Annotated in this window: 14 protein-coding genes; 13 read left to right on the top strand and 1 reads right to left on the bottom strand. The window is 37.1% G+C overall.

Going from position 1 to position 17,842, the window contains the following annotated elements:
- Positions 1–117 precede the first annotated feature (117 nt).
- The 8 genes from PY093_RS12535 (at position 118) to PY093_RS12500 (ending at position 11,382) form a co-directional block, all read left to right on the top strand.
- Entirely contained in the window at positions 118–3,510 is a 3,393-nt protein-coding gene (locus tag PY093_RS12535; protein ID WP_275646213.1) for a DNA polymerase III subunit alpha, read from the top strand.
- Between the two features lie 136 nt (positions 3,511–3,646).
- Positions 3,647–4,885: an NADP-dependent malic enzyme gene (gene ystJ, locus PY093_RS12530; RefSeq protein WP_275646212.1), complete on the top strand. Its 1,239-nt coding sequence runs from the start codon at positions 3,647–3,649 to the stop codon at positions 4,883–4,885.
- A gap of 9 nt (positions 4,886–4,894) precedes the next feature.
- Positions 4,895–5,518, top strand: a complete 624-nt coding sequence (locus PY093_RS12525) for a FadR/GntR family transcriptional regulator (protein WP_275646211.1) — start codon at positions 4,895–4,897, stop codon at positions 5,516–5,518.
- A 128-nt stretch (positions 5,519–5,646) separates the two neighbouring features.
- Positions 5,647–6,510: an acetyl-CoA carboxylase, carboxyltransferase subunit beta gene (gene accD / locus PY093_RS12520; RefSeq protein ID WP_275646210.1), complete on the top strand. Its 864-nt coding sequence runs from the start codon at positions 5,647–5,649 to the stop codon at positions 6,508–6,510.
- The gene (gene accA / locus PY093_RS12515; protein ID WP_275646209.1) at positions 6,504–7,481 is read left to right on the top strand and encodes an acetyl-CoA carboxylase carboxyl transferase subunit alpha; all 978 of its coding nucleotides are present in this window, start codon (positions 6,504–6,506) and stop codon (positions 7,479–7,481) included. The genes accD and accA overlap by 7 nt, the downstream gene beginning before the upstream one ends.
- A gap of 310 nt (positions 7,482–7,791) precedes the next feature.
- Positions 7,792–8,751 carry a 6-phosphofructokinase gene (gene pfkA, locus PY093_RS12510; RefSeq protein ID WP_275646208.1) on the top strand — a complete coding sequence of 320 codons (960 nt, stop codon included), beginning with the start codon at positions 7,792–7,794 and terminating at the stop codon, positions 8,749–8,751.
- 47 nt (positions 8,752–8,798) lie between these two features.
- Positions 8,799–10,559 carry a pyruvate kinase gene (gene pyk / locus PY093_RS12505; RefSeq protein WP_275646207.1) on the top strand — a complete coding sequence of 587 codons (1,761 nt, stop codon included), beginning with the start codon at positions 8,799–8,801 and terminating at the stop codon, positions 10,557–10,559.
- Between the two features lie 433 nt (positions 10,560–10,992).
- Complete coding sequence (locus PY093_RS12500) at positions 10,993–11,382, top strand: FxsA family protein (RefSeq protein WP_275646206.1); 390 nt, start codon at positions 10,993–10,995, stop codon at positions 11,380–11,382.
- Positions 11,383–11,428: 46 nt separating this feature from the next.
- Here the strand turns inward: PY093_RS12500 and ytvI are convergent, their stop codons facing one another.
- Positions 11,429–12,547: a sporulation integral membrane protein YtvI gene (gene ytvI / locus PY093_RS12495; RefSeq protein WP_275646205.1), complete on the bottom strand. Its 1,119-nt coding sequence runs from the start codon at positions 12,545–12,547 to the stop codon at positions 11,429–11,431.
- 161 nt (positions 12,548–12,708) lie between these two features.
- On the opposite strand from ytvI, the gene PY093_RS12490 reads away from it, so the two are divergent.
- From PY093_RS12490 to PY093_RS12470, 5 genes are all read left to right on the top strand, one after another.
- Positions 12,709–13,170: a DUF441 domain-containing protein gene (locus PY093_RS12490; protein ID WP_275646204.1), complete on the top strand. Its 462-nt coding sequence runs from the start codon at positions 12,709–12,711 to the stop codon at positions 13,168–13,170.
- 321 nt (positions 13,171–13,491) lie between these two features.
- A complete protein-coding gene (gene citZ, locus PY093_RS12485; protein ID WP_275646203.1) occupies positions 13,492–14,610 on the top strand; it encodes a citrate synthase in 1,119 nt (372 codons plus the stop codon).
- Positions 14,611–14,763: 153 nt separating this feature from the next.
- Positions 14,764–16,035 carry an NADP-dependent isocitrate dehydrogenase gene (gene icd, locus PY093_RS12480; protein ID WP_275646202.1) on the top strand — a complete coding sequence of 424 codons (1,272 nt, stop codon included), beginning with the start codon at positions 14,764–14,766 and terminating at the stop codon, positions 16,033–16,035.
- Between the two features lie 96 nt (positions 16,036–16,131).
- A complete protein-coding gene (gene mdh / locus PY093_RS12475) occupies positions 16,132–17,073 on the top strand; it encodes a malate dehydrogenase (RefSeq protein ID WP_275646201.1) in 942 nt (313 codons plus the stop codon).
- A 253-nt stretch (positions 17,074–17,326) separates the two neighbouring features.
- Complete coding sequence (locus PY093_RS12470; RefSeq protein ID WP_275646200.1) at positions 17,327–17,803, top strand: MaoC/PaaZ C-terminal domain-containing protein; 477 nt, start codon at positions 17,327–17,329, stop codon at positions 17,801–17,803.
- Positions 17,804–17,842 lie beyond the last annotated feature (39 nt).

Here is a 17,842-nt window from a genome sequence, read left to right as displayed (position 1 = left end):
TATATTCCAGCCTATTGGTTACTCGTATAATTTTTGGTTTATATTTGTCAGTTATTTTCATTAGCCCTATAATTAATAAAAAGGTCGACTTCAAAAAAGATAAAGGTGGGATAGCTAGTGTCCTTTGTTCATCTACAAGTACGTAGTGCTTATAGCTTATTAAATAGTCCATCAACAATAGAGGGTCTTGTAAGGAAGGCTAAGGAGTTAGGATACAAGGCGCTTGCTCTTACCGATGAAAATGTGATGTACGGTGCCGTACCATTTTTTAAAGAGTGTAAAGAGCAAGGAATCAAGCCACTCATCGGATTGACAGTATCCGTCATTGGTAATTCGAATTCTTTTGAAGACTCTAGGCCGACAACATTTCCACTAGTATTACTAGCAACAAATAACGAAGGTTACCAAAATCTTTTGAAGATAAGTAGCATAGTACAAACGAAATCAAAAGAAGGCATGCCTAAAAAATGGATTCCCTATTATAGCAAGGGGCTTATTGCGATTTCACCTGGAATCCAAGGAGAAATTGAACAGCATTTATTACGTGAAAATGAAGAAGAAGCAGTAAAAATATTAACAGGCTTCAAAAATATTTTTGGAACGAAAGGTTTTTTTCTATCCCTACAAAACCATGGGTTAATTGAGGAAACTACATTAAATGACAAGGTTATCGCACTTGCCAAAGAATACAATATAAAGCTTGTGGTGACTAACGATGTTTATTATCTAGAAAACTCTGACTCCTTTGCTCATGAATGTCTCTTATCTATTAAAAATGGAACTAAACTTTCAGATGATGATCGTAAAACACTCCCAAGTGACCAATATTATATAAAATCACCTTCTGCAATGGTAGAGTTATTTTCGAGTACCCCAGATGCTCTTGAACAAACCATTCATATTTCAAACTACTGTAACGTAGAAATAGAATTCGGAAAAATGGCACTACCGAAGTTTCCGTTACAAGATGGAGAAAACACAGATGAATACTTAACTGCGCTCTGTATGAAAGGCTTAGAGGCAAGGTGTGGTGATTATACTTCCAATTATCAGGAGAGACTCTTTTATGAACTAGACATTATCAAAAAAATGAATTTTAGTGACTATTTTCTGATTGTTTGGGACTTTATGAGATATGCTCATTCAAACAGAATTATGACAGGACCAGGTCGAGGATCTGCGGCTGGGTCTTTGGTTGCTTTTGTATTAAGAATAACAGATGTTGATCCACTCAAGCATAATCTTCTGTTTGAACGATTTTTGAACCCAGAGCGAATTTCGATGCCGGATATTGACATCGATTTTCCTGATAATCGAAGAGATGAATTAATAAAATATGTTGCTACTAAATATGGAGAACTACATGTTGCACAAATCATTACATTTGGAACGCTAGCGGCGCGAGCGGTTCTTCGTGACATTGGCCGAGTAATGGGTATTTCTCCGAAAGAGGCAGATTATCTAGCTAAGCTAATACCTGCTAGGCCAGGGATCACTCTTAAACAAGCGTATGAGGAATCAAGCTCATTAAAAGAATATATGGAAGGTTCTACACTTGCAAAAAAAATCTATGAGACTGCAATTAAATTAGAAGGACTTCCACGTCACACGTCAACACATGCCGCAGGGGTTGTCATAAGTGAGCAACCATTAACCAATCTAATTCCAATTCAAGAAGGGCATAATGATGTCTATTTAACACAGTATCCAATGGAAGTTTTGGAGGAAATAGGATTATTAAAAATGGACTTTCTCGGGTTGCGTAATTTAACGATACTAGATAACATTATGTCACTTATTAATCGAGAAACACGAAAAAAAATTAACTTGTCATCAATTCCATTTAACGACGAAAAAACCTTTCAGCTTCTAGGTAGTGGTGACACAACTGGTATATTTCAACTAGAGTCTAGTGGAATGAGAAAGGTACTTGAAGATTTAAAACCTAATGATTTGGAAGATATCGTTGCTGTCAATGCACTATATCGTCCTGGCCCTATGGAGAATATTCCAACCTATGTAGAACGCAAGCATGGAAAAAAGCCAGTTGTATATCCTCACCCAGACCTTGAACCTGTTTTGAGTAAGACCTATGGTGTTATAATTTATCAAGAACAAATTATGCAAATTGCTTCTCAAATGGCTGGCTTCTCATTAGGTGAGGCAGACCTTTTACGAAGGGCTGTAAGTAAAAAAAAGAAGGAAGTACTTGACCAGGAACGTGAGCATTTTGTCAATGGTTGTTTAAATAAGGGGTATAGCGAGAGTATTGCAAATTCAATATACGATTTGATCGTTCGGTTTGCAAATTATGGCTTTAATCGAAGCCATGCTGTTGCATATAGTGTGATTGCATATCAACTTGCCTATTTAAAGGCAAATTATCCCCTTTCTTTTACAGCAGCTCTTCTAACAAGTGTAATAGGAAATGAGGATAAAATTTCGCAGTATATTCGAGAGGCTAAACAAAAGGGGCTGGTAATACTACCACCGTCAATTAATAAAAGTCTTTATCCATTTACTGTTGAAGAAGCTAAAATTCGCTTTAGTCTAGCTGCCATTAAGAGTGTGGGTGCTGCTGCATTAAGAGAGATTATCAATGTTCGTCAAACAAAGCGGTATACTGATTTGTTTGACTTTTGTATAAGAACCTCGATGAAGAATGTGAACAGGAAAACGTTAGAAATGTTAGTCGCTTCAGGTGCTTTTGACGAATTTGGCGAAGAAAGGTCTACACTATTTGCAAGTCTTGATTTAGCAATTGAACATGCAGATTTGGTCCGACCAAGTGAGGATGGCCAGTTTGACTTATTTATAAATGATGAATTTACCTTAAAGCCAAAATATATTAATGTTGAATCTTTTTTACCTGAAATAAGGCTGAAATTAGAAAAAGAGGCGCTGGGTTTTTATTTATCAAGTCATCCAACAACACCATATAAGCAAATTTTTGAGAAAGTATATGCGAAGTTAATTAATAATTTAATACCATCAAAATTTAATTCAGCTGTTAAAACAGGAGTGTACATTACGAATGAACGAACAATTCGTACAAAAAAAGGTGAGGTCATGGCATTTCTCACGTTAAGTGATGAATCGGGTGAGATTGAAGCTGTCGCATTTCCTGCTATCTATAAAAGGTTTTCTTTACATTTAAAAAAGGGAGCGATTCTCCTTGTAGAAGGAAACTATGACATACGTCGAGACAATCGTGGACAGTTAATCATTAAAAATGTCACACCAATAGATGAAATTCAAATTCCAAAGGTAGAAAACTCAGCACTATATTTAAAAATAGAAACAAAACATAAACAAGAGAGTACAACTATAAAGGAAGTGCAACTTATTTTAAAAAAGGACAAAGGAAATATTCCCGTACTTATCTATTATGGTGATGAACAAAAAACCTATAGGCTACAGAAAGAGTATTGGGTACTAGGTAGCGAGCAATGTTTACTAAAATTAAAAGAACTATTAGGACAAGAAAATGTTGTATTAAAAAAACATTAATCTTTACATAAAGTGTGATTATGTTATATTGTAAAGATGTTGACGTGGTCAGACCACCATTGCAAGAATTGAACATAATTGGAAAATAATTTTGCAGTAGCATAATTTTTCTATTTAAATAAGGAGTGAAACCAAAATGACCCTACGTGAAGAAGCTCTACATATGCACTTCGTTAATAAAGGGAAGTTAGAATCTAAGTCAAAAGTACCTGTTCGAAATGCAAAAGATTTGAGTTTAGCATACTCACCAGGAGTAGCTGAGCCGTGTAAAGCAATCTATGATGACAAAAATAAAGTATATGATTATACAATGAAGGGTAATATGGTTGCTGTTGTTTCTGATGGAACAGCAGTTTTGGGACTCGGAAATATTGGTCCTGAAGCAGCCCTACCAGTAATGGAAGGAAAAGCTGTACTTTTTAAAAGTTTTGCGGGTGTAGATGCCTTCCCAATATGCCTAAATACTACGGACGTAGAGAAAATAATTGAAACGGTCAAGTTATTAGAACCTACTTTTGGTGGGGTAAATCTCGAAGATATTGCCGCACCAAATTGTTTTGTGATTGAAGAACGCCTAAAAAAGGAAACCAATATACCAATTTTTCATGATGATCAACACGGTACAGCGATTGTTACAGTCGCTGGCCTAGTTAATGCTTTAAAATTGGTTGATAAAAAAATGTCTGATATTAAAGTTATCGCAAATGGTGCAGGCGCAGCAGGAATTGCGATTATTAAGCTATTATATCGTTATGGAGTACGCGATATTATTATGTGTGACTCAAAAGGAGCTATTTACGAGGGAAGACCATTTGGAATGAATTCAGTTAAAGCTGAGGTTGCTAAATATACAAACAGTGCTCAAGTTGAGGGTTCACTAGAGGATGTAATTAAGGGTGCGGATGTGTTTATCGGTGTGTCGGTCGAAGGAGCACTTACTCCTGAGATGGTTGATAGTATGAACCCTGATCCAATCATTTTTGCGATGGCAAACCCAAACCCGGAAATTATGCCTGAAGATGCAAAAGCAGCAGGTGCAAAGGTTGTTGGAACAGGTAGATCTGACTTTCCAAACCAGGTTAATAATGTTCTAGCTTTTCCAGGGATTTTTAGAGGGGCACTAGATGTGCGGGCAACACATATTAATGAGCAGATGAAAATTGCTGCAGTAGAAGCTATAGCAAGCTTGGTTTCAGATGAAGAGTTAAATGCAGACTATGTCATTCCTGGTCCATTTGATGCTCGTGTAGCTCCAGCAGTTGCAGCAGGGGTGGCGAAGGCAGCAATGGAAACAGGAGTTGCAAGAATTCAAGTAAATCCAGAAGATGTTGCCGAGAAGACAAGACGTTTAGCTATTATCGGAAAAGGTGAGTGATTGTAATAAGTGACTTCTTCAAACTCAAAGGTCTATATTGAAATTTTAAAACAAATACGTTCAATTGTTGAAGAAGATGGACTTGTTGCTGGTGATAAAATCCCTTCTGAACGCGAGCTCTCAGATCGACTTAATGTAGGCCGGTCGTCTGTTCGGGAAGCACTCCGTTCGTTGGAATTATTGGGAATTATTGAAACGAGGCGAGGCGAAGGAACCTATATAAAGAATTTTGGTGACCACCAACTCGTTCAAGTTCTAGGTACGTTCATTTTACAAGATGTTAAAGTTAAAAAAGACTTAATAGAAACAAAATATATGATTGAACGAAATTGTATAACGTTAGCTTGTGAACGAATTACATTTGAACAGATTAAAAATTTAACAAAACAAATTGAGCTAGAAACATGCACTCGTCACCACTTTTTTAGGGCGATAGCTGAAATTACTAATAATCAGCTATTTATACGAATTTGGCAGGTCATTAGTGAATATTTCAACGTTATTCAAGATGTTGATAAACCAATAAATAATAGAGTAGATTACCATAACATAGTGAGTGCGTTAGCTATCAAAGATGTAAATAAAGCATTAAATGTCTATGATCAAATTGCAATCACTGAAATTGTCGAATAGCTTGTGACATATTTCAACAAAAAGTTTGGCCGTTTTTCGTTAAAGTAATGTTAACTTAAAATAACGCTAGTCACCGTTTCTAAGTGGACTACGTCTAAAGATTGCTAATAAGTAAGGGAGGTTTCTGCTTGCTAAAGGATTTATTTGTAAAGAAAAAAAAGTATGCATCGATTCCATCTGAACAGGCAAAGCAAGATGTACCTGAGGGGATAATGACCAAATGTCCAAACTGCAAAAAGATAATGTATACAAAGGAATTGAATAAAAATTTACGAGTTTGTATGAACTGTCATTTTCATCATCAAATGACAGCTTATGATAGGCTTCAAAGTTTACTAGATGAGGATTCATTCATTGAATACGATAGTGAGATGATTTCAGAAAACCCACTTGGTTTTCCGGATTATCTTGAGAAGTTGGAAAAGGATCGCAAAAAAACAACTATCAACGAAGCTGTCGTTACAGGCAATGGCAAAATAAACGGCTTTAATGCAGTGCTAGCTATAATGGATTCAAGTTTCCGTATGGGAAGTATGGGTTCAGTCGTTGGTGAAAAAATTACAAGGGCAATAGAAAAAGCTACTGAGTTACGTGTGCCTTTTATTATTTTTACAGCTTCAGGTGGAGCTAGAATGCAAGAAGGTGTCCTAAGCCTGATGCAGATGGCAAAAACTAGTTCTGCACTCAAAATGCACAGTGAACAAGGGTTGTTAATCATTTCAGTAATGACACACCCAACAACTGGTGGTGTATCTGCAAGTTTTGCATCGTTGGGAGATTATAATTTTGCAGAGCCTGGTGCCCTTATTGGATTTGCAGGAAGAAGAATTATTGAGCAGACAATTCGTGAAGAATTACCTGCTGACTTCCAAACTGCTGAATTTTTGTTGAAGCATGGACAATTAGATGCAGTTATTCACAGAGAGAATTTAAAGGATACTCTTACGAATGTTCTAGATATACACCAGCCTGGAGGTGAATTGCAGTGGTAGGAGAATTAGAATTTGAGCGCCCGGTCATAGAGCTACGTAAAAAAATCTCAGAACTAAGAGAGTATACTAAGAATGCAGATGTTGATTTATCTGATGAGATAGAAAAATTAGAAAGTAGATTATTAAAATTAGAAAACGAGATTTATGGGAATATGAAGCCATGGGATCGGGTGCAATTTGCTCGGCATCCAGAACGTCCTACTACGCTTGACTATATAGGGCGGTTGTTCACAGATTTTTTAGAATGTCATGGTGATCGATTTTATGGTGATGATGAAGCAATTGTTAGTGGTATAGCTAAATATAGAGGGCTACCAGTGACTGTAATCGGTCATCAGCGTGGTAAAGATACGAAAGAGAATATTCGCCGTAATTTCGGAATGCCACATCCAGAAGGATATCGAAAAGCTTTACGACTTATGAAACAAGCTGAGAAATTCAATCGTCCAATTATTTGTTTTATTGATACTAAAGGAGCATATCCTGGTAAAGCAGCAGAAGAACGTGGACAAAGTGAAGCAATTGCGAAAAATTTATTTGAAATGGCTGGATTATCTGTCCCTGTTGTCTGTATTGTTATCGGGGAAGGTGGAAGTGGTGGTGCACTTGCGCTTGGGGTTGGCAATCACATCCACATGCTTGAAAACTCTACATATTCTGTTATTTCTCCTGAGGGTGCTGCAGCACTTCTATGGAAGGATGCAGGACTTGCTAAAAAAGCAGCTGAAACGATGAAAATCACTGCACCTGATTTAAAAGAACTTGGAGTAATTGATGAAATTATTCCAGAAGTAAAAGGTGGTGCTCATAAAGATGTCGAAGCACAAGCAGCCTTTATTGATGGGATTCTAAAACAGTCGATTTCAACATTATGTAAAATGGAGAAAGAGGAGTTAGTTAAGCATCGTTATGAGAAGTTTAAATCGATTGGTCAATATCAAACTGTCAACGAATATAGTAGTGTTCAGTAATAAATAGCAGAACGTGCAATCTTCCAATGGTAGGGTGCACGTTCTCTTTTTTGCGTATATGCAGGGATATAGTGTAACCGAAAATTGAACTTACATCCTGCTGTAATAGATTTAGAAGCTTTAAGAAACAATACATAAAAGAAATGAAAATTCTGCAACATAGTTTCATTGTAAATTCACATGTTTTCTATTGTTTTCAATAATTCTTCATGTTATGTTAAAAATACTGTAGGCGAATGATGAGTTCACGTATAAAAAAATGTATCGGAAATTATCGTGCAGCCAACTATACTATAGAGGTGAAAATTCAATGAAAAAAATGGGTGTATTAACAAGTGGTGGCGATTCTCCTGGTATGAATGCAGCCGTACGTGCGGTTGTACGTAAAGCCATTTATCATAACATCGAAGTATATGGAGTGTACCAAGGTTATGCTGGATTAATGTCTGGCCAAATAAAAAAGCTTGAACTTGGCTCTGTTGGTGATATAATCCATCGTGGTGGGACCATGCTCTATACAGCAAGATGCGAAGAGTTTAAGACAAATGAAGGCCAGATACAGGGGATTTCGCAGCTAAAGAAATTTGGAATTGAAGGTTTAGTTGTTATTGGTGGCGATGGTTCTTATAGAGGAGCAAAAAAGTTAACTGAACACGGTTTCCCTTGTGTAGGTGTGCCAGGAACGATTGACAATGATATACCTGGAACAGATTTCACAATTGGCTTTGATACGGCACTGAATACGGTTATCGATGCAGTCGATAAAATTCGTGATACTGCAACTTCACATGAACGTACATATATAATTGAGGTAATGGGTAGGCATGCGGGTGACCTCGCACTTTGGTCAGGATTAGCAGGAGGAGCTGAAACAATTCTCATTCCTGAGGCTGACTATGACATGAATGATGTAATTGCTCGTCTAAATAGAGGTCATGATCGTGGCAAGAAGCATAGTATTATCATTGTTGCTGAAGGTGTTGGTAGTGGTGTCGATTTTGCTAAGAAAATTAAGGATGTGACACAGTTCGAAACGAGAGTAAGTGTCCTAGGACATATTCAACGTGGTGGATCTCCTACGGCATTCGACAGAGTCTTGGCAAGCCGCCTAGGTGCAAGAGCAGTTGAGCTTCTGATTGAAGGAAAAGGGGGTCGTGCTGTCGGAATTGAAAATAACAAGCTAGTCGACCATGACATTCTGGAAATATTGGACAGACCACATACGATTGAACAAGACATGTATAAACTTTCAACAGAATTGTCAATTTAGTAAGGACATGGAATCGTTTCCATTATTGATGTAGGAGGAAATTTAGAATGAGAAAAACGAAAATAGTTTGTACGATAGGTCCTGCTAGCGAAAGTATTGACATGCTAGCAAAATTGATGGAAGTAGGCCTAAATGTTGCTCGGCTTAATTTCTCACATGGTGACTTTGAAGAACATGGAGCGAGAATTAAAAATATTCGTGAAGCAGCTGAAAAAACAGGTAATACTGTTGCTATCTTACTTGATACAAAAGGTCCGGAGATTAGGACCCATACAATGGAGGGCGGTGCGATAGAACTACAAGAAGGTTCAGAAATTATTCTTTCTATGAAAGAAGTAGTTGGTACTCCGAATAAGTTTTCAATTACATACTCAGGGTTAATAGAAGATGTTCATGTTGGATCAAAAATCTTATTAGATGATGGCTTAATTGGGTTAGAAGTTATTTCGGTTGATAAAGGTAAAGGCGAAATCACAACTAAGATATTAAATAGTGGAACTTTAAAGAATAAAAAAGGTGTAAATGTACCCGGAGTTAAAGTTAACTTACCAGGAATTACAGAAAAAGATGCAAGTGATATAAAGTTTGGTATTGAGCAAGGCGTCGATTTTATAGCTGCTTCATTTGTACGTAGGGCCCAAGACGTATTAGAAATCCGTGAACTACTAGAGAGGCACAATGCTTCCCACATAGAAATTATTCCTAAGATTGAGAATCAAGAAGGTGTAGATAATATCGATGAGATTCTAGAAGTTTCAGATGGGTTAATGGTAGCTCGTGGTGATCTCGGTGTCGAAATACCAGCTGAAGAAGTTCCATTAGTGCAAAAAGAGTTAATAAAAAAATGTAATGCACTGGGCAAGCCGGTGATAACTGCAACGCAAATGTTAGACTCGATGCAGCGTAATCCACGTCCAACCCGTGCAGAGGCAAGTGATGTTGCAAATGCAATCTTTGATGGTACTGATGCAATAATGTTATCTGGTGAAACAGCTGCGGGGTCATATCCAGTAGAGGCAGTTCAAACAATGCACAATATTGCTTCACGTGCAGAGCAGGCACTTGAGTACCGTAACATGTTATCTACACGTAGTAAACAAAGTGGGATAACAATTACTGATGCTATTGGGCAATCCGTTGCTCACACAGCTTTAAATCTAGATGTTTCAGCGATCATAACGCCTACACAAAGTGGTCACACCGCTAAAATGATTTCAAAATATCGACCAAAGGCACCGATAGTTGCAGTTACAGCAAGCCAGTCTGCATCAAGAAAACTAGCTTTAGCCTGGGGAGTTTATCCTAGAGCTGGACGTCAGGCTACCTCAACAGATGAAATGCTCGATATCGCTGTTCAGGAAGGCTTGCTATCTGGCATCATAACACCAGGGGATTTAGTTGTGATTACTGCCGGAGTACCAGTTGGTGAAACCGGCACAACTAACCTTATGAAAATTCATGTGGTTGGTGATGTAATTGTGAAGGGTCAAGGTATCGGTCGAAAAACGGCATACGGAAAGGCAGTTATTGCTAATTCGGGTGATGAAGCCAACCAAAAAATGACAAATGGTGCAATATTGGTTACTGTTGGAACAGACCGTGACATGATGAGAGCACTAGAAAAGGCTTCTGCACTAATTACAGAAGAGGGTGGCCTAACAAGTCATGCGGCTGTTGTGGGCTTAAGTCTTGGTATTCCTGTTATCGTTGGGGTAGAAAATGCGACAACTGTAATACAGGATGGTCAAGACATAACAGTTGATGCTTCTCGTGGTATTATTTATGAAGGGCATGCGAGCGTATTATAGGGATTTACAAAAGCGCAGGGCGCCCGCTTATCGGCGCGTCGATTAAAACCCGCCACGTCCTGTGGCGAACATCGACATCAGCACATCCTATGCAAGTCAAGCATAAGACGGTTTATTCAAGAAGGTGGTTTTTCCTTCTTAAAGGAAATGGCTTATGACCTCAGGTCCGATGGCGCCTGGAGCTAGACACTAAAACTGGATACAAAATTTTATGCTTTCACATATAAATTCTTTCTGATATTAGGAAAAAGAGGGGGATTCCTTCTCTTTTTTGCGTTGAGGACATATAATAAGGACAAGGAACTAATTTTCTAGTTATATATATATGAAAATTCATTTTTTTACCATAATATCCCGTTTTTTTCAGCTGTTTCTTAATGTAATAGACGGAAAATCTGTTATATCATTACATCCTGTTAGGGGGAGTAAGTTGATGCGAATATTATTTGCTTTAATTATTATTGTTCCGGCAATGGAAATTGGGCTATTGATTCTTTCAGGTAATACGCTAGGTGTATGGCCTACACTATTATTAATTATAGCAACTGGTGTGTTAGGAGCATGGTTGGCAAAAAAACAAGGTCTTGAAGTAATTCGTAAAGCCAGAGAAGATATGCATTATGGCCAAATGCCTGGATATGCAATAATAGATGGAATGTGTGTATTAGTTGGTGGAACGCTATTATTAACACCTGGATTTATCACAGATTCAATCGGATTCTTTCTTTTGTTCCCAGCAACTAGAAATACTATCAAGCCATTTATCGGTAAAATCATTCAACGTATGATTAATAACGGACAATTTACAATAATAAGAAGATAGATAGAAAAAAGCCTTAACGTATTCAGCATCACGTTAAGGCTTTTTCCTATACTGTCTTTTTATCAATAATAAAGCTCCAAATATCTTTAAATACACCGGCTGAATTTAATGTTTTAATTATCACTAGTATAACCGGACCAACAATAAGGCCTAAAAAGCCGATTAGTTTAAATCCTACAAACAATGCAATAAGTGTAGCTAAAGGATCTAACCCTATACTTGAAGATAATATTTTTGGCTCCATTACCTGTCTTTGTACAATAACAATTAAATAGAGAACACCTAGACCTATTGCGAGTTGAACATCGCCACTTAAAGCTGAATAGATAATCCATGGCACAAAGACAAGCCCTGTGCCTAAGTAAGGGAGAATATCGACTACTCCTATTAACAGTGCGATAGTAATCGCATAGTCTACACGTAGCACCAATAAACCAATTAAGACGATTACGGTTGTGATTGAGATTAATGTTGCTTGAGCTCGGATAAAGCCGAATAATGCTTTTTGTAAATCCGCGAAAACGGTTTTTCCTGAATTTCGTGCTTTAGCAGGTAATACTTTTCTTCCGATTTTTAATAAGCGTTCCCAATCCTTGCTGATAAAAAACGTTGCTAAAAGAGAGAAAATAATAACGGTAGCAGCATTTGGAAGCCAACCAAGTACATTGGGGATATTTTGTAATATAGTTTGAATAAACTGCCCAACATTAGTTGCTACAGATGTGCCTACATTTTGGATATTATCAACGATTGTTGTCTGCTGACCTGTTTCTAAGTTATTGAAAAGGTTAGTAAGTTGATTATAGAATGGTATAATTTGCGCTGTTATGATTTGTTCTATATAAACTACTAGCTTTTCAAAATGCGATGGGACTACATTTGCTAAATAATTTGCACCTGCTATGATTTCAGCTATTAGTAACGTTAAAAAACCTGCAATAAGTGCAAATACTAATATTAATGCTAAAAAGACGGCTAGTGCTCTTGGCATTTTTCCTTTTATCTGGAAAAAGTTAACTAATGGATTCATTATAAATGCTATCAAAAGTGCAATAATAAAAGGATATGTAACTGTGGAAATAAAATAAAGCGTAATAAACCCTACAATAATTAAAATAACGACTACTAAAAACCTAAGAGTACTATAAAGATGTTGTCTATTCAATCTCAGCCCTCCTGTAAAGTTATGCTTATCCTTATTCTACATGCTCATGTAAATTATGGAAAGTAGTTAGTGTATTTCCTAAACTAAAGCACAATTCGTGGAGAAAAAATCATATATATGGTACGATATAGAGGTTACACATAGGAAGGATGAAGAAGACCTTGATTAGTCAAGCCACATTGTTTCTTATAGTGTTGCTAGCGATTGGAGTCATCGGTAAGAATCAATCAATAATAATTGCAGGATCGGTATTATTATTGTTGAAGTGGATGGGATTGGATTCAAAGATATTTCCTTATTTACAAAGTAAGGGTATTCATTGGGGTGTGACCCTTATTACGATTGCTGTGCTAGTACCAATTGCGACTGGAGAAATTGGTTTCAAACAATTAACAGAAGCGATGAAATCATCTTTTGCATGGATAGCTTTAGCATCGGGAATTGCAGTAGCCATTATTGCAAAAAGTGGAATCCAGCTTTTAGCAGATGACCCCCATATTACTGCAGCACTTGTATTTGGGACAATTATTGCAGTAGCTCTATTTAATGGGGTTGCGGTAGGTCCACTAATTGGTGCAGGAATAGCATATTTTGCGATGAAGATTTATAATTTGTTCACATAATATTTTTGTGTAATAATATTTTTGGGTTTAATTTGCCTCTTGTGATTCACAAAAATCTGATAATTGTTTATAATAATAGAGTAAGATTGCATCCTTCCTACATACAGTTTTTTTATATGCAATTTTTCATTATTTTAAAAGTTACTTGCAATAATAGAAATAAGTGACTGGTAACTTAGAGCCGCTTGAAATGTAAGCATTTTCTTTCCAATAAAGGTCAAAATGGTTTTATAATGTTGCATTTTTGAGCAACCGCTCACCAAATTAGATTCAGGTAGAATAATGGGTAATGGGGAATTTTTTAAAAAAGGAGAGGGTTTTATGACAGCAACACGCGGTCTAGAAGGAATTGTAGCAACTACATCATCTATCAGCTCTATTATTGATGATACACTAACATATGTTGGGTATAACATTGATGACCTTGCTGACAATGCTAGTTTTGAAGAAGTTATTTATTTATTATGGCATCGTAAATTACCAACTCAATCAGAGCTTGCGGAATTAAAGCAGCAATTGGCTGAAAATGCAAGTTTACCACAAGAAGTGTTAAATCATTTTAAAACATACCCTATCGACAAAGTACACCCAATGGCAGCTTTACGTTCAGCTGTATCCTTATTAGGATTATATGATGAAGAAGCAGATAATATGGATAAAGCATCAAACTACAAGAAAGCTATTCGTTTACAGGCGAAGATGCCAGCTCTTGTAACAGCGTTTTCACGTGTTAGAAAAGGCTTAGAGCCAGTAGCACCACGAACTGATATAGGTTTTGCGGCAAATTTCTTATACATGCTTACAGGCCAAGAGCCAAGTGAAATCGCGATTGAAGCATTAGATAAAGCTCTAGTATTGCATGCTGACCATGAGTTAAATGCATCTACATTTACTGCACGTGTTTGTGTAGCAACATTATCGGATGTTTATTCTGGTGTTACAGCAGCAATTGGCGCACTAAAAGGACCTCTTCATGGTGGAGCGAATGAAGCCGTTATGAAGATGTTATCTGAAATTGGCGAAGTTGAGAATGTAGAGCCATATATAAGTTCAAAACTAGCCAATAAAGAAAAAATAATGGGCTTTGGCCACCGTGTGTACGAAAAAGGTGACCCACGTGCAAAACACTTGAAAGAAATGTCTCAAAAATTAACTACCATTACTGGGGAACCGAAGTGGTATGAAATGTCTACTAAAATTGAAGAGATAGTAACTAGTGCAAAACCACTACCTCCAAACGTAGATTTTTATTCTGCATCTGTATACCACAGTTTAGGTATTGACCATGATTTATTTACACCGATCTTTGCGGTAAGCCGTGTATCTGGTTGGTTAGCTCACATTTTAGAACAATATGAAAACAACCGTTTAATTCGTCCACGTGCTGACTATACTGGTCCTGGTATGCAGACTTTCGTACCAATTGACCAAAGAGCATAACCCTAGTAACTAGATTCTGTTAACGGTTTACAGTTATGAGATAGTATAATTAAATAGTAGTCAAGTGCAGAACAGGTTGATCATTGTCCTGCACTTAATCTAGCTGGTATTATATAACCGGCAAAAACATAGAACTTATTGGAGGTTTTTCTAGTGACTCAAGGAGAAAAAATTACAGTTACAAATGGTGTATTAAACGTTCCTAATAATCCTGTTATTCCTTTTATTGAAGGTGACGGAATTGGACCAGATATTTGGGCATCTGCTTCTCGTGTTTTAGAAGCAGCGGTTAAAAAAGCATACAATGGTGAGAAATCAATTGTATGGAAAGAAGTGTTAGCTGGAGAGAAAGCATTTAACCAAACAGGTGAATGGCTACCAGAAGAAACATTAGATGCAATTCGTGAATACATAATTGCGATAAAAGGTCCTCTAACAACTCCTGTTGGTGGAGGGATACGTTCATTAAACGTTGCATTACGTCAAGAATTAGATTTATTTACGTGCTTACGACCTGTTCGTTATTTTACTGGAGTACCATCTCCAATTAAGCGTCCAGAAGATACTGATATGGTAATTTTCCGTGAAAATACAGAGGATATCTATGCGGGCATCGAATACGCAAAGGGATCTGAAGAAGTTCAAAAACTTATTAATTTCCTTCAAAATGAAATGGGTGTAAATAAAATTCGTTTCCCAGAAACTTCTGGTATTGGAATTAAACCTGTATCTGAAGAAGGTACTAAGCGTTTAGTTCGTGCTGCGATAAATTATGCAATTGAACAAGGCCGTAAATCAGTAACACTAGTACACAAAGGTAACATTATGAAATATACTGAGGGTGCTTTTAAAAACTGGGGTTATGAACTAGCTGAAAAAGAATTCGGTGATAAAGTATTTACATGGGCTGAATACGATCGTATTGTCGAAACAGAAGGTAAAGAAACTGCAAACAAAGCTCAAGCTGACGCTGAAGCAGCTGGCAAAATTATCGTAAAAGATTCTATTGCAGATATCTTCTTACAACAAATTCTAACACGTCCTCGTGAATTTGATGTAGTTGCTACAATGAACTTAAATGGAGATTATATTTCTGATGCTCTAGCAGCACAAGTTGGTGGAATTGGTATCGCCCCAGGTGCAAACATCAACTATGAAACAGGACACGCTATTTTTGAAGCCACCCATGGCACAGCTCCTAAATACGCTGGACTTGATAAAGTAAATCCATCTTCAGTTTTATTGTCAGGTGTACTATTACTTGAACATCTTGGATGGAATGAAGCAGCAAATCTTGTTGTTAAATCTGTTGAGAAAACAATCGCTTCAAAAGTCGTAACATATGACTTTGCACGTCTAATGGAAGGTGCAACCGAAGTTAAATGTTCTGAATTTGGAGACGAATTAATTAAGAATATGGCTTAAATTAACATGAAGCTTCCCTGATCTTTTTCGGGGTAGCTTCACTACATAATTAAACTACAATTATTTTAATAAATGGGTCTATAGGAGGCTGTCGTTATGAGTCAATTCAAGCGTAAAAAGATTTCAGTAATCGGTGGCGGTTTTACAGGTGCAACTACAGCATTTTTACTAGCTCAAAAAGAACTTGGTGATGTTGTATTGGTTGATATTCCACAAATGGAAAATCCTACAAAAGGGAAAGCGCTTGATATGTTAGAGGCTAGCCCTGTCCAAGGTTTCGATGCTAATATTACTGGCACATCTGATTATGCAGATACTGCGGATTCCGATGTTGTTGTAATTACAGCAGGTATCGCACGTAAACCAGGAATGAGCCGTGATGATTTAGTACAAACAAACCAAAAAATTATGAAAAGTGTAACACAAGAAATTGTTAAACATTCTCCTAATTGCTACATCGTTGTTCTTACGAACCCAGTAGATGCAATGACTTATACTGTATTTCAAACGTCTGGATTCCCGAAAAATCGTGTAATCGGGCAATCTGGAGTTCTTGATACAGCAAGATTCCGTACATTTGTTGCACAAGAATTAAATCTTTCTATTAAAGACGTAACTGGATTTGTATTAGGAGGCCACGGTGATGACATGGTCCCACTTGTGCGATATTCTTACGCTGGCGGTATTCCATTAGAAACACTTATTCCAAAGGATCGTTTAGATGCAATTGTAGAGCGTACACGTAAAGGTGGAGGAGAGATTGTAAACCTTCTTGGAAATGGAAGTGCTTATTATGCTCCAGCTGCATCATTAGTTGAAATGGTTGAGGCAATTATTAAAGACCAACGTCGTGTTCTACCTTCAATTGCGTACCTTGAAGGTGAATATGGTTATGATGGAATTTACTTAGGAGTCCCAACCATTTTAGGTGGAAATGGAATTGAAAAAATTATCGAGTTAGAGCTAACTGATGAAGAAAAGGTTCAACTTGATCAATCTGCTGAGGCAGTAAAAAGTGTTATGCAGGTTCTCGTATAGATTAACGTACAAAAAAAGTTCGGGGCAAACCCCCGAATTTTTAGTAAGATAAGAAAGTATAAAAGTTTGTTCATAGTTTTAGTGTCTAGCACCGGGCGCCATCGGACCTGAGGTCATAAGCCAATCCGTCCGGAAGGTTAAAGAACTACCTTCCAGCCGGCTTGTCTTATGCTTGTCGCCGATAGGCGAGCGCCCTGCGCTTTTCTTATCTAAAAATGTAAACGTTTTCAAATGTAGCGGAGGTGTTCATTACATGTTACTAGGAAAAAAGCGGAAACTTGGTAGAAGTATCGAAGAAATGACAACCGGTGAAAAGCTTAGTTTAACGGAAAAAATTGAAGACAAAGATTTGCTATTATATTTAGGATTAACGAATGATGCAAATCCTTTATACATTCAACATGATTATGCTTCACAAACTCCTTTTAAAAAGCCAATTGTGCCAAGTGTTATGTTAACGGGGATAATTACATCTGCAATTTCGAAATATTTGCCAGGTCCTGGTAGCCACATTTTGTCACAAAGTATTGATTTTGCTAAGCCTGTATATCATTATGGAACCGTTCAATTCCTATTTGAAATAATTAGTGTAGATCGTGAAAAGCATACAATAGAGATATCTGTAAAAGCAACTAATGAACAAAATGAGAATGTGATTGAGGGAAAGTTAACTGTTTGCCCACCACACAGGTTACAACCAATGGATGGGAATGCTTTAGAAAACTTTTGATATCATGTAAGTACCAAGAGTGGGAAACTCCTATTCTTT

The organism is Cytobacillus sp. S13-E01, from assembly GCF_029193815.1.
Classification (GTDB): Bacteria; Bacillota; Bacilli; order Bacillales; family Bacillaceae_L; genus Bacillus_BV.
The sequence above is the reverse complement of the archived record's forward strand: the minus strand, read 5'-3'. Positions and strand labels throughout refer to the sequence as shown.

What these genes read in the sequence shown, in the direction of transcription:
- ystJ (WP_275646212.1), top strand. Translation starts at nt 3,647, where the DNA reads ATGACCCTACGTGAAGAAGCTCTACATATGCACTTCGTTAATAAAGGG.
- pfkA (WP_275646208.1), top strand. Translation starts at nt 7,792, where the DNA reads ATGAAAAAAATGGGTGTATTAACAAGTGGTGGCGATTCTCCTGGTATG.
- pyk (WP_275646207.1), top strand. Translation starts at nt 8,799, where the DNA reads ATGAGAAAAACGAAAATAGTTTGTACGATAGGTCCTGCTAGCGAAAGT.
- PY093_RS12500 (WP_275646206.1), top strand. Translation starts at nt 10,993, where the DNA reads ATGCGAATATTATTTGCTTTAATTATTATTGTTCCGGCAATGGAAATT.
- citZ (WP_275646203.1), top strand. Translation starts at nt 13,492, where the DNA reads ATGACAGCAACACGCGGTCTAGAAGGAATTGTAGCAACTACATCATCT.
- mdh (WP_275646201.1), top strand. Translation starts at nt 16,132, where the DNA reads ATGAGTCAATTCAAGCGTAAAAAGATTTCAGTAATCGGTGGCGGTTTT.
- PY093_RS12470 (WP_275646200.1), top strand. Translation starts at nt 17,327, where the DNA reads ATGTTACTAGGAAAAAAGCGGAAACTTGGTAGAAGTATCGAAGAAATG.